Consider the following 19,850-nt stretch of genomic DNA (forward strand, 5'->3'; position numbering starts at 1 on the left):
GAGTATTTATAGCATGCCCCGAACTTCTGATAATGATAAAAAAGCGCAGGATAATAATGCCTTTCGACATGAAAAAAATATGATGCGTGAAAAAAATCGCAAGGCTGGCAAAAACCAGTACTCTAAGAAGACAGACCATATATAAAAAAACGAGCAGGCGGTTTAAAGGCCGCCTGCTCGTTCATTTTTCCCCTTTACTGTATGTCCAGCCCTCTTCTTGATAAATCCGTCCTTCCTTCATTAATCGCCCAAGTGCACGTTTAAATGAAGCCTTGCTCATTTGAAAGCGTTCTTGTATATCCTCTGGTGTACTTTTATCTCCATATGGCATGGCCCCATTACGTGAAGCTAAATAATTCATGATGGTTTCCGAATCTTGATCGAGTGCTTCCTGTTTCCTCGGTGCTAATGACACATTGATTGTTCCATCTTCTTTCACATCAATAATTCGACCGTCTACCTTTTCACCAAGACGCGGCTCTTCTTTTCGCTGAGATTCATGAATGAATCCTTTAAAGCCTTCTGCTGTATAAATCCAGCTTCCAACTTTCGCCGTTCGATATATATGTCCGTGAATGTTTTTATTGAAATCTTGTCTGGTTGCTTTAATTGCTATTCCATCAATAATTGGATCTGTTGCTAATTTAACATAAATACGCTCATTTCGGTTTACTCTTAAAGTGATATAAAGCATATCTCCTTCCTTCGGCCAGACCGATTGATGCACAGGAAGATCTTCTTCTCCAAGCAGCATATCCTTCTTAATTCCAATATTAATAAAAATGCCGATTCCAGGCTTAACATCACTTACTTGGGCCCACCCGTAGTTTTTCGTTGTAATTTCAGGAATTGTTGTTGTGGCTGCAATCCTTCCTCTTGAATCAGTATAAAGAAAAACCTCCACCTCTTGTCCTTCTTCTAATTCCATTTCCGTATCGTTTTTGTGTAATAGGACATCTTCATCCCCATTTGATAAAAAGTAGCCAAATTCAGCCAGTCTTTCTACCTTTAATTTTACAGTTTGTCCAATATAATCAATAATTGCCATTAAAAAACGCTCCTTTAATTTTTCTTTCATATATTTAAAGTCTCGAAAATATCTCCTTAAGTTGTGTGAACTGCTATATTTTACTATAATTAAGGAACAAAGTGAAACCTCTTTAGTAAAAGAGGGAGTTTAAGGAGGCAGCCATGTCAAAAGAAAGTTCATTTGATATTGTATCCAAAGTTGATTTTTCAGAAGTAACAAATGCAATTAATATTACAATGAAGGAAATTCAAACCCGCTATGACTTCAAAGGCAGCAAGAGCAATGTAACGCTTGATAAGGAAGAGCTTGTGTTAATTTCTGATGATGAATTTAAATTAGATCAGCTTAAGGATGTCCTATTTAGTAAAATGATTAAAAGGGGAATTCCTGTTAAAAACCTGGATTATGGCAAGTTAGAAGGGGCATCAGGCGGTACAGTCCGTCAACGAGCAAAAATAGCTCAAGGAATTGATAAAGAAAATGCCAAGAAAATCAATTTACTTATTAAAAACAGTGGCTTGAAGGTTAAAAGCCAAGTTCAAGATGATCAAGTCCGTGTGACCGGCAAAAATCGTGATGACCTGCAAAAGATTATTGCTGCAGTGAAGGAAGCTGACTTGACTGTTGATGTACAATTTGTGAATTATAGATAATGGAATAGGAAGGCAGTCCTTAATGAGGCTGCTTTTTTTCTATGACTTTATAGTGGCGTTTCGTAAGTCTTGTAGGTATAATTATCTAGGAAAGCCGCACCATTGAATGCCATTAGGAGAGGATCTTTTATGCTGGATAAAATTAAATTTAGAAGTATTCGATTAAAAATGATTGCAGTCATTGTGATCGCATCAATTATTAGTACACCACTTTCTTCAAAGCTAAATGAGTATGTTATGGATTTCGTAGATGTACATAAAAGTTTTGGTATCTATATTAACACGATTATTAACCTCATAATAGCAACATTTATTGTTGCAGTATTCACTCGATGGATCATTATTAATCCGCTCCGTAAACTATTAGAAGCAACGAACAAGGTTTCAGAAGGAGATTTAAGTGTTGAAGTGGATTTTTCAAAACGTGTAGATGATGAAATTAGCCAATTGGCAAAAGGCTTTCAGCAAATGACTGAACATCTTAAAAATGTTGTTAGCAAAATTAATCACACATCAGACAGAATAACAGTGTCAGTTAATCAATTATCTGCAAACTCAGAAAATACAGCATTGGTTTCTGAACAAATTTCCGCTGCAATCCAAGGAGTTGCTGCAGGATCTGAGGAACAAACTGCTGGAATGGAAAAAATCGCAGCTGCTATGAATGTAGTAAGTAATGAGATTGATGATATTTCTCGTAATACACAAGTCATTAGCAATCAATCTAGAATGAATACAGCAGTTGCTGAAGAAGGGGAAAAAACAGTTGATAGAACGGTAAAGCAAATGAGCCTTATTCAAAACTCTGTCAGCCAGTCAGATCATTCGATTCAAATGCTTCAAGAACAGACAAAAGAAATTGGTCAATTTTTAACAGTTATTACGGATATCGCTAATCAAACGAATTTATTAGCGCTAAATGCTGCAATCGAGGCTGCACGTGCCGGGGAAGCAGGAAAAGGCTTTGCGGTTGTAGCTGAAGAGGTCCGCAAGCTTGCTGAGCAGTCAAACGAATCTGCCCTGCAAATTGCAGAGCTTGTCAATGAGATTCAAAAGCAAACAGGTGATTCCGTTGCGACGATGAAGCATGTAATAGATGATGTTCAAGAAGGAATTATTATGACCAACGAAACAAAAGATATTTTCCATCGAATCTCTCAATCGATGGCTGAGATGAATGGTCAAATGGAGAAAATCCTTAATGGTGGGAAAATGATTTCTGGCAGTGCTGCGGAAGTAACTGCAGCTGTTTCTGCAGTCAGTTCCATTGCGAACCTGAACAGTCATAATTCGATGAGTGTTTCAGCAGCTTCACAAGAGCAGCTTGCTTCTATTGATGAAGTGGCTAGTTCAACAAAGGAGTTAGAAGAAGTAGCAGAGGATCTTCAAAAACTAACTCATATATTTAAAATTTCATAAGCCGTTAATAAAGGAGAAACACACTGGATTCTATCAATCACAGTGTGTTTTTTGTATTAAGCGAAAGAAATGGAACGAAAAAGAGCTTTTCTGCTCTATTATTATTTTGTCAATGTGAGATTCTTCACTTATTTATTTAGAATACTCCTCTATAATTTGAATATAGAGATGTTCTATTGATAAATAAAATCCGACATTTTTTCATGACTAGAATTCAAATGAGAGAGTGTTGAAGGAGGATTTTTACATGCCTTTTAATCGTGATTTTAACCAGGACCCATTTATCGTCATATGGGAATTAACGAGAGCTTGCCAGCTGAAATGCTTACATTGCCGTGCAGAAGCTCAATATAGAAGAGACCCTCGTGAATTATCATTTGAAGAGGGAAAAAAATTAATTGATCAAATCTATGAAATGAATAATCCAATGCTTGTATTTACAGGCGGGGATCCATTAATGAGAGAGGATGTCTTTGACATTGCAGAATATGCTGTCAAGAAAGGTGTACGCGTTTCGATGACACCTAGTGCAACTCCTAATGTAACGAAAGAAGCAATTGAGAAGGCGAAGGAAGTTGGATTGTCTCGATGGGCATTTAGTTTAGATGGACCTAATGCGGAAGTTCATGATCATTTTCGTGGGACAACGGGCTCATTCGATTTAACAATGGAACGAATTAAATATTTGCATGAACTTGAAATACCTATCCAAATCAACACGGTTATCTCCAGATATAATATTGATTATTTAGATGAGATGGCTAAAGTTGTTGAAGGATTAAAATGTGTGCTTTGGAGCGTCTTTTTCCTTGTGCCGACAGGAAGAGGACAGGAATCTGATATGATTTCTCCTGTTGAACATGAAAAAGTGTTTACTTGGCTGTATGAGCTAAGCAAAAGGGTGCCATTCGACATTAAGACGACTGCCGCTCAGCATTATCGCCGTGTTGTTATTCAGCAAAAAATGCGCGAGGCTAAAGATCAAAGAGATGAAATACAATATTTAGATGCATTGACGCAGCAAGGCTTAACCGGCTCGATTGATGGGCTTGGCAGAGCGCCAAAAGGAGTAAATGATGGAAATGGCTTCGTCTTTATTTCCCATGTAGGTGATGTGTATCCGAGTGGTTTACTGCCTGTAAAAGCAGGGAATGTTAGAGAACAATCGCTAGGAGAGATTTATAGAGAATCTCCTATCTTTAAAGATTTGCGAAATCCTGATAAATATAAAGGGAAATGCGGGGTTTGTGAATTTAGATATGTATGTGGAGGTTCAAGATCACGTGCATATGCGATGACTGGAGATTATATGGAAAGCGAACCATTCTGCGTCTATATTCCTAAAGCACTAAGAAAGAAATCTGCAGCCAAATAGATAAGTATACGCAAACAGTCGTTTTACCAGAAAGTGCAGTCTTGCTCTAAGGCTGCACTTTCTTTAGTCTTAATTGATAAATGATACCTTTAATATAATGAGAATAATGACAACATCATGACATTTTCAATATGTTATTAACATATAGGTAGTTATATGGTGTAATGGGTATTATATATACAATCCATTCATTTTGAATCTGAACGTTAATGTGAGTTTGTGTACAGTTTCTCAAAGGAACGTATGATAGAATAGATATTAAAGAGATCACTCTTAATCAGGAGTTGATAAAATGGAAAAAACAATTATTAAAGATCAATTAAATAGACCATTAAGAGATTTACGAATTTCAGTGATAGATCGCTGTAATTTTCGTTGTACTTACTGTATGCCTGCTGAAAAGTTCGGTCCTGATTTTGCTTTTTTACCAAAAAGTGAATTATTAACCTATGAAGAAATCGAACGTCTAGCGAAAATATTTGTCAGCCTAGGTGTTGAAAAAATTCGTCTTACAGGTGGAGAGCCCTTGTTAAGGAAGGACTTACCAACTTTAGTTAAGAAGCTTTCAGAAATTGAAGGCTTAAAGGATATTGGTTTAACAACAAATGGGGTATTGCTGCCAAAGTTTGCAAAAGAGTTAAAAGAAGCTGGTCTTTTACGTGTGAACGTCAGCTTGGATACTCTAAATAGTGAGCTTTTTGGAAAGATTAATGGCAGGGGCGTCGGAGTTGACGTTATTCTTGAAGGGATTAAAGCAGCACAGGATGCTGGCCTTGGAGTAAAAATTAATATGGTTGTGAAGAAGGGCTTAAACGATTCAGAAATTGTTCCGATGGCAAGGTTTTGTAAGGAGCAAGGATTGCAGCTTCGCTTTATCGAATATATGGATGTTGGCAGCACAAATGGCTGGAAAATGGATGATGTGGTAACTAAGAAGGAAATTTATGAATTGCTTAAAGAACATTATCTTTTAGAACCAGTAGATCCTGCCTATTTCGGAGAGGTAGCTAAGCGATATCGATATGAAGGGACAAATGTGGATGTTGGATTTATTCCATCTGTGTCCGAATCTTTCTGTTCAAGCTGTACTCGTTCAAGGCTTTCAGCAAATGGTCAAATCTTTACATGCCTGTTTAATGGCGAAGGACATGATATTAAAGAATTTATGCGAAAAGATGTGACAGATGAAGAGATTGCCGATCGAATTACATCTATTTGGAGCGGAAGAAAGGATCGCTACTCAGATGAGCGAACGGAAGAAAGCGTGAAGACAAGAAAGAAAATCGAAATGTCTTATATCGGCGGATAAAAATATCCCCCCTGTTTTAATTGACAGGGGGGTATTTTTGTCCTTGTTTTAAATTGTGCTAAAGATAGTCTTGCAAGGCATACGGCACTTTTTTAATTGAGTTTGAAGACGTGCCTCAAAAGCCTTTTTATGAAAAATATTTTAGCCTAAGTATCTTGGGAATAAAATATTATTCTCTAAGTGAACATGCATGAATGTAAAGCCTTCTAGTGCCTCAAGACGCTTGTATACTAGCGTGTATGTTCCGCATGCATCAAGTGGAAGCTCATAATCTGATGTAACTTCTCTAAGCTGTCTTAATATTTCTCCTACATGATCATGCTCTTTTTCAAGCTCAGTTATATAATCAATAATTTCTTGGCGATTTTCGAGTGTCGGATCCTCTAGTTTTTTAAGCATCGGAAAGACAACTTCTTCTTCCTTTGCTGTATGTTCGATCATTTCTTTTTTAAACTCATAAAATAATTCATAAACTTTTAATAGTTCTGGATGGCTGTCACCATGAACTTTTGATACTTTTGTGACATATGGACTTAATTGTGCAAGTTCATCAAGTGTAGTGGCATGATAGTGTTCACTAATATGTTTAATAATGTTTTCAGAACTGCTATCTGTCCAAACAGCCATATCATCTTTATTATTTTCTTCTTTTATATAGACTTCCTGCAGATCAGACATTAATTTGTCCATATCTATTGAAAGGTCAGCAGCAGCTTTATTTAACGGAATGTTTCCGCCACAGCAAAAATCTATACGATAACGTTTAAAAACATCGCTTGTTTTTGGTTGCTCATTTACAATATCCTTAACTAATGTGGTTTCAGTAATAGTCAATGCCATTTTATTAATATCCTCCTTAGTAGTTCATTCTTTATTTCATAATAAGCATAACGGATAATAAACTTTGAGCAGGTGACCCTTATCACACTTCTTACTCTTTTTTGAAAAAACAATAGAGAAAAGGGTTTGTGAGGTTTGTCATGTTGAATACGATGCTGTACATATATAATATAAGATAGATAAGCCCATTTCTTTTGAGGAGCTGATAGGAATGATAGAGAGAAGAACACCCATCCCGGTTGGAGAGGCAGTTAGAAGGATTATGAACCACGAATGGAGCGGACAAACAGAAAATGTCTCTATAAAAGAAAGCTATGGAAGATATTTATCAGAGGATTTAAAAGCGACTAGCGATGTTCCTCATTTTGACCGTGCTCCATATGATGGATTTGCTGTAAGAACAATCGATACAAAGGATGCATCTCAAACAAATCCAGTGGAATTTGAAGTCGTTGATCATATCGGTGCGGGAATGGTAACAACGAAGACGGTCAGTGCCTTTCAAGCGGTTAGAATTATGACAGGTGCACAAATGCCGAAAGAATGTGATGCAGTTGTTATGCTTGAGCTGGCAAAAGCATTTGAAAAAGATGGCAAGCACTATATGTCTATTAAACGTACATATAAACCAGGTGACAACGTCTCCTTTAAAGGTGAAGACGCGAGAGAAGGGGATGTATTAATAAAAAAAGGGACAAAAATTAATCCTGGAATTCAAGCAATCCTTGCAACTTTTGGCTACTCTCAGGTTCCCGTAGCAAAACGGCCAATTGTAGGATTATATGCAACAGGTACAGAGCTGCTGGATGTACACGACGCATTAGAGCCAGGAAAAATAAGAAACAGCAATTCTTACATGATTGCAGCTCAAATTGAACGAGCAGGTGCTGATGTGCATTATTTTGGACAGCTTCCTGATGAATTTGAAACTTGCTATGAGGCAGTAAAAAATGCACTTGGGAAAGTAGATATGCTCATAACTACTGGCGGTGTATCCGTTGGTGATTTTGATTATTTGCCTGCTATTTATGAAAAAATGAAAGCAGAAGTGTTATTTAATAAAGTAGCGATGCGTCCAGGCAGTGTAACAACTGTAGCGCAATTTGAAGGGAAGCTTTTATTTGGTCTATCAGGAAACCCATCTGCATGTTATGTGGGATTTGAATTATTTGCAAGGCCAATCATTAGGAGAATGCTGTTTGCTGAAAAGCCGCATCTTCGAAAGGAAAAGGCTATTCTTGATGTTGATTTCCTAAAGGCCAATCCTTTTACCCGGTTTGTTAGAAGTGCAGTAACTGTTTCAGATGGCAAGCTGATTGCTTCACCGAGCGGGCTTGATAAATCGAATATCGTTATGAGTCTTGCTGGGGCGAATTCATTAATGATATTGCCTGGAGGAACGAGAGGATTTGATGCAGGTTCTGAAGTAGAGGTATTATTGCTTGAGGACTTTAATGGAAGCGAGTGGCCATGGTAAGAAAACCAATTATTCTTCAGATTGTTGGTTTTCAAAACAGCGGCAAAACGACCGTTGTTAAAAAGCTTATTGAACGTCTTGCTGCTGATAATTGTAACGTGGCTACCATTAAGCATCATGGGCACGGAGGGAAGCCAGATATAGTGGAAGGCAAAGATTCCAGCCAGCATATTTCCTCAGGTGCCCTCGCATCCTTAATTGAAGGGGACGGACGTATTTTGCTTCAAGCAGAAAAAAACAGCTGGTCTTTAAGCGAGCAAATTAAAATTCTTGAAATTTTACAAACAGATATCATTCTTATTGAAGGTCACAAAAAGGAAGGTTATCCAAAAATAGTTTTAGTAAGGAATGTAGATGATCTTAACCATTTGTCGAAATTAAAGAATATTCAAGTTGTATTGTTTTGGAATGAAGAATGTTTGGAAATGAAAAGCAGCCTACACTCAGTCCCTTTTTTCCATATTAACAATGACTTAGGTTATGAATGGATATACAATTATCTGACTAATGAGTAGAAATAGATGTTGATATTTGTCGAAAAACCGTCACAATTTGACGGTTTTTTCTGTGATGATCTTCACTTTTTTACCTTTTGAATTTAGATATAGTAGAGGTAACATGCTATAAGGGGGGATAATCATGAAGATTTGTTTACCAAAACAGCATGGTGCATGGGCAATGTTAATTATCCCATTTTGGCTCGGGGTTGTTGCTTCTGAGTTTCTGTGGTCACATATCGCCTTTTTTATTGGCTGGTTATTTTTATATTTAGCTACATATCCAATGCTTTTATTATTTAAAAAGAAAAAAATGCAGTATTATACGAAGTGGACAATCATCTATTTTGTTCCGGCCATCTTATTGCTGTTAATACCGCTATTTGTTCAGCCGTCGATTATTATATTTGGTTTCATTATGATTCCATTTTTTATTTTAAATGCCTATTTTTCATCAAAAAACCGTGAAAGGGCATTTACGAATGATATTAGTGCGATTTGTGTATTTGCTATTGCTGGTTTAGCAAGCAGCTATTTGCCGAACGCTGAAATCAATTCATTAGCAATCAAAGTATTTATTACATCCATACTATTCTTCACTGGTTGTACTTTTTTTGTAAAAACAATGATACGCGAGAAGAAAAATCCAACTTTTAAATGGCTTTCATGGGGATTTCATTTGGCTGTTCCATTTATTTGGGTTCTATTAGGGGAATGGCTAATTGCTGTTGCTTTCATCCCAAGCTTGATCAGAGCATTTGTCTTTTATGGCAAAGGAATGACAATGAAAAATTTAGGCATTCTAGAAATAATAAACTCCGTCTTCTTTTTCATCATTATGGTCATAGTTGTTATTTAAACTATAAAGAAGCTGCATCTCAATATGGAGATGCAGCTTTTTTATTATTCAATATTACAAATGTTAACTGGGCAACTTTCACAATCAATGGAGTTTTTTAAATAAGATAGATCGTGAATGGTAATCATCCCTTTTTCAATTGAAAGTACTTCATTCTTACGAAGTTCGCCTAACATTCTATTGACAACTTCTCGTGAGGTTCCACAAAAATTTGCAAGCTCTTGGTTTGTTAAAGGGGTATTGATCGTAATTCCCTTCTCAGTTTCAATTCCATAGCTATTTGTAAGGCGGATTAAGGTAGAGTATAGCGCTCCTTTTTTACCGTGAAGGACAAGATCCCGAAATTTTGTTTGTGTTTTTCGATATTGGAGGCTAATCCACTTCATTAATTCAAGTGCAAGCGAATGATCTTGATTGAGCTTTTCTTCAAGCTCCTCCTTATTAATAATTGCTACAACCCCACTCTCAACAACTTTTGCATTAAGCATATATTTAGGTGATGGACAGAAAAGTGATAATTCCCCAATTAAATCTCCTTCTCCACACATTCTTAATGTAAGCTCACGTCCATCAGGTACAATCTTACTAATTTGAATTAATCCACTTTGAACGATGAATAGTTCATTTGCGGTCATTCCTTCTTGATATAAAAAGGATCCTTTTTCAACTTTTCTGTTATGGTGTGAGGCTTGTAATAGCACATTTAGTTTTTCGGCAATTTCAATATTTGATTGCATGTATTACCTCCTCTTTCGGTAATGCATCCGTCCTGCGTATATAAGATAATACTACTATTATATTGCAAAGATTAAAAACTTCAAGAAAAAATAGTTGATTTTCCATTCTTAACTTTCTATAATAAGAGAAATATAAAATTTATAAATATTTAATAAAATGAGTAAATATACAAAAAGTGAAGGGGAAAATCATGAAAGTCTCAATCATTGGAACAACTGGATATGGAGGAGTTGAATTACTGCGAATTTTACACCAGCATCCTACATTTAAGATTCAGTCCATCCATTCAACGAAAGATGAAATACCAATCTGGGAGGAATATCCACACCTTTATCGTTTATTTGATAAAAAGTTAGAACCTATTGATGCTGAACAAATAGCTAATCAATCGGATATTGTTTTTCTTGCTACTCCATCAGGCATTTCTGGGCAATTAGCAAGTGAATTTGTGAACAAGAACATAAAAGTAATTGATCTTTCAGGAGATTTACGATTGCCTGCTAAAGATTATGAGACTTGGTATAAACAAGAGCCTGTTCATGAAAGCTTGAAATCCCAAGCAGCATATGGGCTGCCCGAATGGAATAGGGAAACGATAAAAAACTCAAATTTAATAGCCAATCCTGGCTGTTTTCCAACCGCGTCACTTTTAAGTCTAGCCCCAGTTGTAATGTCAGACTTGATTGATCCAGCAAGTATCATCATTGATGCAAAGTCAGGCGTTTCGGGTGCAGGGAAATCATTATCAAGAAATACAAGCTTGTCTGAAGCAAATGAGAATTTCAAAGTATATAAGGTAAATGAGCATCAGCATACTCCGGAAATTGAACAGCAGCTTCTCCAATGGAATAGTGATGTTCAGCCAGTTACCTTCACCACACATCTATTGCCGATTACAAGAGGAATTATGACGACAACGTACGTTCGATTAAAGGAAGAGCACAGTACTAGCCAACTACTAGAGTTATATAGAGAAATCTATCATCAACAACCATTTATCCGTATTCGCCCAGAAAATACTTTCCCATCAATTAAAGAAGTAGCCGGTTCCAATTATTGTGATATTGGCCTGCATGCGGACAGCAGAACTGGAAGGCTGACAATCATTTCTGTCATTGATAATTTGATGAAGGGGGCAGCGGGGCAGGCAGTTCAAAATGCGAATATCATGAGCGGTTTAGAAGAAACAACGGGGCTTGATTTTGTCCCGATGTTTCCATAAGGGGGAAGAATTCATGTATACTATGTCACAAGCTCAAGCGATAAAAGATATCGCTGGAGGAAGTATTACAACCCCAAAGGGGTATAAAGCGTCCGGTGTACACGCGGGGCTAAGATATTCAAAGAAGGATGTAGGTCTGATTATTAGTAATGTACCTGCTAATTGTGCAGCTGTCTATACAACGAGCAAGTTCCAAGCAGCACCGCTTAAGGTCACTCAAGAAAGTATTGCGGAAGAGCAAAAGATTCAAGCCGTAATTGTGAACAGTGCATGTGCGAATGCATGTACAGGTGAACAAGGCTTGCGTGATGCTTTTCAAATGAGACAATGGACCGCAGAAAAGTTTCATCTTCAACCACATCATGTGGCGGTGGCTTCTACAGGTGTGATTGGAGAGTTTCTGCCAATGGGAAAAATTCAAAAGGGCATTCAAATGCTTGAACCTGGAAAAGAAGAGGAATTTGCAGCAGATTTTCAAACAGCGATTTTAACTACTGATCTAGTTATGAAAAGCTGTTGCTTTTCAACAGAAATTGATGGAAAGACGGTTTATATGGGTGGAGCAGCCAAAGGATCAGGAATGATTCATCCAAATATGGCAACGATGCTTGCCTTTATTACGACAGATGTAAATATAGAGAGCAATTATCTTCATGCAGTACTTAAGGAAATAACGAATACAACCTTTAATCAAATCACGGTTGATGGGGATACATCGACGAATGACATGGTGCTTGTAATGGCTAATGGAGAAAGTGGAACCAATTCATTAACTCCTGCACATGCAGACTGGGATCATTTTGTTCAATTACTTGCAAAGAGCTGTGAAAGTCTAGCGAAGCAAATCGCTAAGGACGGAGAGGGAGCAACGAAATTAATTGAAGTCGAAGTGAATGGAGCGATAAATGATGGTGAAGCAAGAATGGCTGCTAAGCAAATTGTCGGTTCTAATCTTGTGAAAACAGCGATTTATGGGGAAGATGCAAACTGGGGGAGAATAATCGGAGCAATTGGGCAAAGCGATGCAAAGGTAAATCCAGATACAGTTGATATTTCAATTGGGCCAATCACAATGTTAAAAAACAGTGAGCCACAGCCATTCTCCGAAGAGGAAGCATCTATCTATTTGCAAGATAACATGATTCAAATTCATGTAGATCTTCATCAAGGGAATGGAAACGGTAAAGCATGGGGCTGTGACCTGTCCTATGATTACGTAAAAATCAATGCAAGTTATCGGACTTAGGGAGGGAAGAAGGGGTGAAAACCATTTTAATAAAATGCGGTGGTAGTGTCATTGATGATTTATCAACTGCATTTTTTAATAGTTTAAAAGATTTGGAGAGCGAAGGTTACCATCTTCTGTTTGTTCATGGCGGGGGGCCAGATATAAATGACCTTCTTGAACTTTATCAAGTTCCTCAAGAGTATATAAATGGGCTTCGGAAAACGTCAGCTGAAACGATGGAAATTGTCGAAATGGTCTTGGCTGGAAAAACTAATCGTACACTGACAGCAAAGCTTAGTTCTCACGGGTTTAATGCGTTCGGAATAAACGGAAGCGACGGCGGCTTCTTACAAGCTGATTTTATCGATCAAGAAAGGCTAGGCTTTGTCGGCGATATAGTCAAGGTAAAGACAGAGATTATCTCTATGCTGCTAAATGAGAAGTATACACCAGTCATTACCCCTATTGCTACAGCAAGTAATGGAGAGAAATTAAATATCAATGCTGATTTTGCAGCAGCAGCGATTGCAAATAATCTCCAAGTTGACCATTGTATTTTTGTAACTGATGTACAAGGAATTATTATTAATGGAGAGCTAGTTTCGCAACTAAGTAAGGAAGAAATAGAGTCGTATATTCATGCCGATCAGATAACAGGTGGAATGATCCCGAAAGTTCGTTCAGCAGTAAATGTGATTGAAAAAGGGCTGCAAAATGTGAGAATTGTGTCTGGAAAAGAAACATTTTTCAACCAAGGTCATTGGATTGGAACAGAAATTTTCGCAAAAGAGGGGATCTTACGATGAGCTATTTATTTCCCACATATTCCCGCTGGGAAGTTGAGCCTGATCAGTCAGAAGGAAGCGTAATTATCGATAAAAATGGGAAAAAATACTTGGACTTTACCTCAGGAATTGGTGTTTGCAATTTAGGGCATCGTCCAGCAGTAGTTCAGGAGGCAATTACTAGTCAGCTTAACCGCTATTGGCATGTTTCCAATCTGTTCATTCAGGAAGAACAAGAGAATGCTGCGAAGCGATTGGCAGAAAGTGCGAAAATGGATTGTGTTTTTTTCGCTAATAGCGGTGCAGAAGCGAATGAAGCAGCCATCAAGCTTGCTCGAAAAGCAACTGGCAGAAAAAAAATCATTACCTTTGAAAACTCTTTTCATGGCCGAACTTTTGCGACAATGTCAGCAACTGGACAGAATAAAATTAAAATGGGTTATGGACCAATGCTTGAAACGTTTGTTTACCTTCCATTTAATGATATTGAGGCGATTAAAAAAGAAGTGGATGATGAGACGGCAGCAGTGATGCTTGAGGTCGTTCAAGGAGAGGGCGGCATTCATATTGGAGAGCAAGCCTTTTTAAATGAAGTTAGTCAACTTTGTGAGGATCATGGTGCGCTTCTGATCATTGATGAAATCCAAACGGGAATTGGCCGGACAGGGAAACCCTTCGCCTTTCAGCATTTTCAATTAATGCCTGATATTGTTACCTCTGCAAAAGGATTAGGCAGCGGACTCCCAATTGGAGCTGTGATTGGGAAAAAGGAGCTCGCTCACTTTTTTGGACCGGGTAGCCACGGGTCAACTTTTGGTGGCAATCCTTTGGCAATTGCGGCTGCAAAAGCCACGATGGAGGTCATTTTTCAAGCAGGATTTTTAGAGGAAGTAGAGAAAAAAAGTGTATACCTGTTTGAACAAATTAGTAAGGAATTGAAAGGAATTCCTGACATATTAAACAGTAGACAATTAGGAATGATGATTGGATTAGAAACATCGATCGATCTGCCTATATTGTTAAAGGAATTAAGAAATCATGGATTACTGGCACTTCCAGCAGGAAGCAATGTGTTAAGGCTTTTGCCGCCTTTAACGGTTACGAAAGCTGAAATAGATAAAGCGATACACATTTTACAATCTGTAATAAGAAATTATTCAAAAGCAGCCGTATAGGCTGATATTTTTTCTTATTAATGAATAAAAATTAATTTAAATAAATAAATATACATTTTATAAGAGGTGGAAATATGGAAGGATATTTACACTTGAAAAATAATCAAAGTTTCACTGGACAATGGCTGACACCTCCCCCTAATCAGCAGATTGAAGGGGAAATAGTATTCTTTACTGGAATGACGGGTTACCAAGAGGTGCTGACAGATCCTTCTTATAAGGATCAGATTATCGTTTTTACGTATCCTCTAATCGGAAACTATGGCATAAATGAACTGGATTTTGAGAGTAAGGAACCACATGTGGCAGGTGTCGTTGTTTATGAAGCAACGAATCATCCATCCCATTATCAATCAACTTACTCACTTAAAGAGTATTTGCAAAAATGGGACATTCCGCTGTTGGGTCATTTAGATACAAGGGCAGTTGTTAAGACAATCAGGAAGGAAGGCACCATGCCGGCTGTTTTGTCTTCTAACGAATTGTACAATAAGGATCATTTTGTATTACCAAAAGAGGAAAAGGTTACTAAGGTTACAGCAAGTACAAATGGGTGCTATGGGGATGGTGAAACCCATATTGTTCTTGTTGATTATGGTTTAAAGAAATCAATCATCCATTCTTTCCTAAAAAGAAACTGTCGGGTGACGACCGTTCCATTTAATACAACATTTCCAGAAATAAAAAAACTTAAGCCAGATGGAATTGTTCTTTCCAATGGTCCAGGAGATCCGAAAGAGCTAACAAGTATTTTACCAAATGTTAAAAAGATGCTAGAACATTATCCAACATTAGGAATCTGCCTCGGGCACCAGCTGGCTGTCTTAGCTTTAGGGGGAGACACGAAAAAGCTTCCCTTCGGTCACAGAGGTGCAAATCATCCAGTAGCCGATTTGAAATATGGCAAGGTATTTATGTCCTCTCAAAATCACAGTTATGTTGTTGATGAAGAAAGTCTCCTGAAAACAGGATTTGAAAAGCGCTTTATTAATCTTCATGATCAATCAGTCGAAGGACTCATTCACCAAATTTTGCCGATTCAGACTGTGCAATTCCATCCAGAAGCACACCCAGGACCTGCAGATGGAGAATATATTTTTGAAGAATTCATGAATATCATAAAAGTCGAGAAGAGGAGCGTTATTGCATATGCCTAAAGATACAAGCATCCAGTCAATCCTTGTCATTGGATCAGGTCCCATCGTGATTGGGCAAGCAGCAGAATTTGATTATGCGGGGACGCAAGGATGTGCAGCATTGAAAGAAGAAGGCTATAAGGTCATCCTAGTAAATAATAATCCAGCAACTATTATGTCAGATAAAAATTTCGCTGATCGCATTTATTTTGAGCCATTAACCGTAGATAGCCTAGAAAAAATTATCGAAAAGGAGCGTCCGGATGGAATCCTTGCCACTTTAGGCGGGCAAACAGGGCTAAATTTAGCTTTTCAGCTAAGTGAAGCAGGCGTTTTTGAGCGCTATGGCGTGAAGCTTTTAGGAAGCAGTATGGAGTCGATAAAAAAGGGCGAAGACAGAGAAGCTTTTAGACAGCTAATGAAAAAACTGAATGAACCAGTTCCAGAAAGTATAATTGTTCATGATGTAGCGGAAGCGATTCAATTCGGAGAAACAATCGGATTTCCAATCATTGTTCGTCCTGCCTATACGCTTGGGGGAACAGGGGGTGGAATTGCAACGAGTCTTGCTGAGTTAGAATCACTCGTAAAAGGTGGTTTGAATGAAAGTGCAATCAACCAATGCTTGATTGAAAAAAGTATTGCAGGATTTAAAGAAATTGAGTATGAAGTGATGCGTGATTCAATGAATACTTGCATAACGATTTGCAATATGGAAAATATCGACCCTGTTGGCATCCATACGGGTGATTCGATTGTTGTTGCTCCTTCACAAACGCTGACAGATGAGGAATATCAGATGCTTCGGACTGCTTCAATAAAAATAATTTCTGCATTGGAGATCATAGGGGGCTGTAATATTCAATTTGCCTTAGATCCACAAAGTAAAAATTATTATTTAATTGAGGTTAATCCAAGGGTTAGCCGTTCTTCCGCCCTTGCTTCTAAAGCTACTGGCTATCCAATTGCAAGAATGGCAGCAAAGCTTGCGGTGGGCTATACATTATCAGAAATTACTAATCCAGTAACAGGAGATACGTTTGCAAGCTTTGAACCTGCTCTTGATTATGAAATTGTAAAGTTTCCCAAATGGGCCTTTGATAAATTTCCTATGGCTGACAGAAAACTTGGCACGCAGATGAAGGCAACTGGTGAAGTGATGGGGATCGATCGAAACCTAGAACGTGCTCTTTTAAAAGCAGTCCATTCACTAGAAGGGAAGGAATCAGATTTAGCAAACCCATCCTTTTTAGAGGCAGCGACTGAACATTTAGAAAAAATGTTAATAGAGCAAACAGATGAAAGATTTTTTATTGTAATGGAGCTTTTGCGCCGCGGAAAATCAGTAGAAACCCTGCATGACACAACAAAAATTGATTATTATTTCTTACATTCCTTTTTAGAGTTAGTAAAACTAGAGAGTCATGTTGCTGATCTGTCCTTTCATTCAGTAACAAAAGGACAGATGCAAATTTTAAAGGAAAAGGGCTTTAGTGATCAATATTTAGCCAAAGAATGGAATGTAACAGAGCGAGAAATTCGTGATAAGCGAAAAATGCTTGGGGTCCTGCCTGTATATAAAATGGTAGATACTTGTGCAGCAGAATTTGAGGCACAATCCAATTATTTTTATTCCAGTTATTTTGGTGAAAATGAGCTTGTGAAAAGTAATAAGAGGAAAGTATTAATCATTGGCAGCGGTCCTATTCGTATTGGGCAAGGGATCGAGTTTGATTATTGCTCTGTCCAGGGCGTATTTGCTTTAAAGGAAGAAAATATTGAAACGATTATGATTAACAACAATCCTGAAACAGTGAGCACAGATTTTACAATTGCGGATCGACTCTATTTTGAACCGCTTATTCTTGAGGATATCTTAAATGTGATTGAAGCCGAAGGAATAAAAGAAGTTATCGTTCAATTAGGCGGACAGACGGCCCTTAATCTTGCTGAGAAACTAGAAGACTACGGATTAACATTACTAGGGACAGAGTCAAGAACAATTGATCGGTTAGAGGATCGCAAGCTTTTTTATCAGCTATTGGATGATTTGAATATCCCTCATATTGATGGAGAGGTTGTTTATACGAAAAATGAGCTGTATTCAGCCATTCAAAAACTGGGTTTTCCGATTTTAATCCGTCCTTCGTTTGTCATTGGGGGAAAAGGGATGGAGATAATTGGCTGTCAGGCAGAAGTTGAAACCTATTTGCAGAAAAAAGATATCCCTTACCCAATCCTTGTAGATAAGTTCTATCAAGGGATTGAGGCGGAATTTGATTTAGCAGCTGATGGCAATCATATTTGCATACCCGCTATCATGGAGCATATTGAAAAAACAGGCGTTCACTCAGGGGATAGTATGTCCATTCTTCCTCCGAAAAACCTTTCAAACGATGCCCAGAAAAAAATGATTGCCTACGGAAAGGCAATTGTTCAAAAACTTCAATACAAAGGTCTAATGAATATCCAATTTATTATCAATGGGGATGAAGTTTTCGTTCTGGAAGTGAATCCTCGTGCAAGCAGAACGGTTCCAATTGTAAGTAAAGTGACGGGTATTCCCCTTGTGCAAATAGCGACAAAAGTATTGCTTGGGAAATATCAATTGTCGAATGATGAAATAACTGTTTATCAGAAGTATCCATTTGTATGTGTAAAATATCCCGTTTTTTCAAACTATGCATTAAAGGGTCTTGATGCGAAAGTAGGTCCGGAAATGAAATCGACAGGAGAAGGAATTGCTTTAGCTTCAACTTATGAGGAGGCGCTAAAGAAGGCCTTTTATAATGGTCAGTTGAAAAAAGCGGATACAATGCAAATTGCTATTTTAGATCATACAATCGATAGTAAACTGGGTTCTCTTGCTGTGGCAGCGGGAGTTGAGTTAGTTTTAACTGAGGAAATGACGAAAGAAACGGTTGCTCTTTTTAGCCCAAACGATTCAAAAAAGAGCAAAAAACTAAGGGAAGAAGCGATAAAAAAAAGAATATTAACTTTTACAGAAGTAGAAACTCTTCAGGCATTTTTAGAAGGATTGACGGTTGAAGATTGGAATGTACAGTCGGTTGAAGAGTGGCTTGGAGAAGGGACGGAAAATTTTAAATTAAAGGAAGTGCATATATAATGATTTCGATACAAGCAACTGAAAAACAATTAAATATTAAAGGAAAACACTTCTTAACATTAGCTGATTTCTCAGCCGATGAAATAAAAGGGATAGTAACAAAAGCACAAAAAATGAAAAATGCTTCTTATACAGGTGAAGACCCCAAACCATTACAAGGAAAAATCTTAGGAATGATTTTTGAAAAGTCTTCCACACGTACGAGAGTTTCATTTGAGGCGGGAATGCTGCAGCTTGGCGGTCATGCGCTCTATTTAAACAGCAATGACTTGCAGCTTGGAAGAGGAGAATCAATCGCTGATACGGCAAAGGTGCTCTCTTATTATGTGGATGCAATCATGATTCGTACGTTTTCCCATCAAACGATTGAAGAGCTCAGCTCTCATGCAACCATCCCTGTCATCAATGGTTTGACCGATCTCTATCATCCATGTCAGGTTTTAGCAGATTTATTAACAATCCAAGAGGAAAAAGGAACATTAGCTGGGCAGAAGCTATGCTACGTAGGGGATGGAAATAATGTCGCACACTCTCTGATGATTGCCTCTGCAAAGGTAGGAATGGATATAACAATTGCCAGTCCAGCAGGCTACGAGCCAAATGCAGCTATTACTAAAATGGCATTAGAATTTGCCAAGGCAAGTGGATCGAAAATAGAGATAACGAATGATCCTTTTGATGCAGTAAAAGGAGCGGATGCAATTTATACAGATGTATGGGCGAGTATGGGACAGGAGAAAGAAAATGAACAGAGGAAGAAAGTATTTTCGAACTTCCAAGTGAATGAGGAGCTTGTCCAACATGGAAAGAATGATTTCGTTTTCCTTCATTGCTTACCTGCCCATAGAGGAGAAGAAGTGTCAGCAGAAATCATCGATGGTCCTCATTCAGCCGTTTTTCAACAAGCTGGAAATCGTCTTCATGTTCAAAAAGCATTGCTGACGGAGATTTTGTAAAGAAAAGGCCTTCTCAAATGAGAG

At 37.8% G+C, this 19,850-nt stretch carries 18 protein-coding genes; 15 read left to right on the forward strand and 3 right to left on the reverse strand.

The features are described 5' to 3' along the window. The first annotated feature begins 13 nt into the window (after positions 1-13). Positions 14-145 carry a DUF3941 domain-containing protein gene (locus AN957_RS26760; RefSeq protein ID WP_075209113.1) on the forward strand — a complete coding sequence of 44 codons (132 nt, stop codon included), beginning with the start codon at positions 14-16 and terminating at the stop codon, positions 143-145. Between the two features lie 36 nt (positions 146-181). Here the strand turns inward: AN957_RS26760 and AN957_RS08705 are convergent, their stop codons facing one another. Beyond that, positions 182-1,048 carry a CvfB family protein gene (locus tag AN957_RS08705; protein WP_056687115.1) on the reverse strand — a complete coding sequence of 289 codons (867 nt, stop codon included), beginning with the start codon at positions 1,046-1,048 and terminating at the stop codon, positions 182-184. Positions 1,049-1,191: 143 nt separating this feature from the next. Between AN957_RS08705 and AN957_RS08710 the strand changes: the two genes are divergently transcribed. The 4 genes from AN957_RS08710 to moaA all read left to right on the forward strand — a co-directional run bounded on the left by AN957_RS08710 (position 1,192) and on the right by moaA (position 5,786). Then, positions 1,192-1,683, forward strand: coding sequence for a YajQ family cyclic di-GMP-binding protein (locus tag AN957_RS08710; protein WP_056683482.1), 492 nt, complete (start codon positions 1,192-1,194; stop codon positions 1,681-1,683). Positions 1,684-1,812: 129 nt separating this feature from the next. After that, positions 1,813-3,102 carry a methyl-accepting chemotaxis protein gene (locus AN957_RS08715; RefSeq protein ID WP_056683486.1) on the forward strand — a complete coding sequence of 430 codons (1,290 nt, stop codon included), beginning with the start codon at positions 1,813-1,815 and terminating at the stop codon, positions 3,100-3,102. A 247-nt stretch (positions 3,103-3,349) separates the two neighbouring features. Continuing rightward, a complete protein-coding gene (locus tag AN957_RS08720) occupies positions 3,350-4,477 on the forward strand; it encodes a TIGR04053 family radical SAM/SPASM domain-containing protein (RefSeq protein ID WP_053475220.1) in 1,128 nt (375 codons plus the stop codon). 292 nt (positions 4,478-4,769) lie between these two features. Continuing rightward, positions 4,770-5,786: a GTP 3',8-cyclase MoaA gene (moaA, locus tag AN957_RS08725; protein WP_056683489.1), complete on the forward strand. Its 1,017-nt coding sequence runs from the start codon at positions 4,770-4,772 to the stop codon at positions 5,784-5,786. Between the two features lie 141 nt (positions 5,787-5,927). Here moaA and ric read toward each other — a convergent pair whose 3' ends face one another. Continuing rightward, positions 5,928-6,626 carry an iron-sulfur cluster repair di-iron protein gene (ric, locus tag AN957_RS08730; RefSeq protein WP_053475222.1) on the reverse strand — a complete coding sequence of 233 codons (699 nt, stop codon included), beginning with the start codon at positions 6,624-6,626 and terminating at the stop codon, positions 5,928-5,930. A 211-nt stretch (positions 6,627-6,837) separates the two neighbouring features. On the opposite strand from ric, the gene AN957_RS08735 reads away from it, so the two are divergent. The 3 genes from AN957_RS08735 to AN957_RS08745 all read left to right on the forward strand — a co-directional run bounded on the left by AN957_RS08735 (position 6,838) and on the right by AN957_RS08745 (position 9,459). Next, positions 6,838-8,103 carry a molybdopterin molybdotransferase MoeA gene (locus AN957_RS08735; protein ID WP_056683493.1) on the forward strand — a complete coding sequence of 422 codons (1,266 nt, stop codon included), beginning with the start codon at positions 6,838-6,840 and terminating at the stop codon, positions 8,101-8,103. Then, positions 8,097-8,618: a molybdopterin-guanine dinucleotide biosynthesis protein B gene (gene mobB, locus AN957_RS08740; protein WP_053475224.1), complete on the forward strand. Its 522-nt coding sequence runs from the start codon at positions 8,097-8,099 to the stop codon at positions 8,616-8,618. The genes AN957_RS08735 and mobB overlap by 7 nt, the downstream gene beginning before the upstream one ends. 124 nt (positions 8,619-8,742) lie before the next feature. Beyond that, on the forward strand, positions 8,743-9,459 hold the full coding sequence (locus tag AN957_RS08745) for a YwiC-like family protein (protein WP_056683496.1): 717 nt from the start codon (positions 8,743-8,745) through the stop codon (positions 9,457-9,459). 44 nt (positions 9,460-9,503) lie between these two features. On the opposite strand, the gene AN957_RS08750 is transcribed toward AN957_RS08745, so the two are convergent. Further along, the gene (locus AN957_RS08750; RefSeq protein WP_056683498.1) at positions 9,504-10,196 is read right to left on the reverse strand and encodes a Crp/Fnr family transcriptional regulator; all 693 of its coding nucleotides are present in this window, start codon (positions 10,194-10,196) and stop codon (positions 9,504-9,506) included. A 191-nt stretch (positions 10,197-10,387) separates the two neighbouring features. On the opposite strand from AN957_RS08750, the gene argC reads away from it, so the two are divergent. The 7 genes from argC (at position 10,388) to argF (ending at position 19,826) form a co-directional block, all read left to right on the forward strand. After that, on the forward strand, positions 10,388-11,419 hold the full coding sequence (argC, locus tag AN957_RS08755) for an N-acetyl-gamma-glutamyl-phosphate reductase (RefSeq protein ID WP_056683501.1): 1,032 nt from the start codon (positions 10,388-10,390) through the stop codon (positions 11,417-11,419). 13 nt (positions 11,420-11,432) lie between these two features. Further along, positions 11,433-12,665, forward strand: coding sequence for a bifunctional ornithine acetyltransferase/N-acetylglutamate synthase (gene argJ / locus AN957_RS08760; RefSeq protein WP_056683504.1), 1,233 nt, complete (start codon positions 11,433-11,435; stop codon positions 12,663-12,665). A gap of 14 nt (positions 12,666-12,679) precedes the next feature. Beyond that, positions 12,680-13,453 (forward strand): acetylglutamate kinase, encoded by a 774-nt coding sequence (gene argB / locus AN957_RS08765; RefSeq protein ID WP_056683507.1) that lies wholly within the window; start codon positions 12,680-12,682, stop codon positions 13,451-13,453. Beyond that, positions 13,450-14,607, forward strand: a complete 1,158-nt coding sequence (locus AN957_RS08770; RefSeq protein WP_053475230.1) for an acetylornithine transaminase — start codon at positions 13,450-13,452, stop codon at positions 14,605-14,607. The genes argB and AN957_RS08770 overlap by 4 nt, the downstream gene beginning before the upstream one ends. Before the next feature lie 74 nt (positions 14,608-14,681). Then, the gene (locus AN957_RS08775; RefSeq protein WP_056683510.1) at positions 14,682-15,764 is read left to right on the forward strand and encodes a carbamoyl phosphate synthase small subunit; all 1,083 of its coding nucleotides are present in this window, start codon (positions 14,682-14,684) and stop codon (positions 15,762-15,764) included. Continuing rightward, on the forward strand, positions 15,757-18,870 hold the full coding sequence (locus tag AN957_RS08780) for a carbamoyl-phosphate synthase (glutamine-hydrolyzing) large subunit (RefSeq protein WP_056683512.1): 3,114 nt from the start codon (positions 15,757-15,759) through the stop codon (positions 18,868-18,870). Before AN957_RS08775 ends, AN957_RS08780 begins: the two co-directional genes overlap by 8 nt. Beyond that, entirely contained in the window at positions 18,870-19,826 is a 957-nt protein-coding gene (gene argF, locus AN957_RS08785; protein WP_056683514.1) for an ornithine carbamoyltransferase, read from the forward strand. The genes AN957_RS08780 and argF overlap by 1 nt, the downstream gene beginning before the upstream one ends. Positions 19,827-19,850: the final 24 nt, after the last annotated feature.

This window comes from Cytobacillus solani (assembly GCF_001420595.1).
GTDB classification, from domain to species: domain Bacteria; phylum Bacillota; class Bacilli; order Bacillales; family Cytobacillaceae; genus Cytobacillus; species Cytobacillus solani.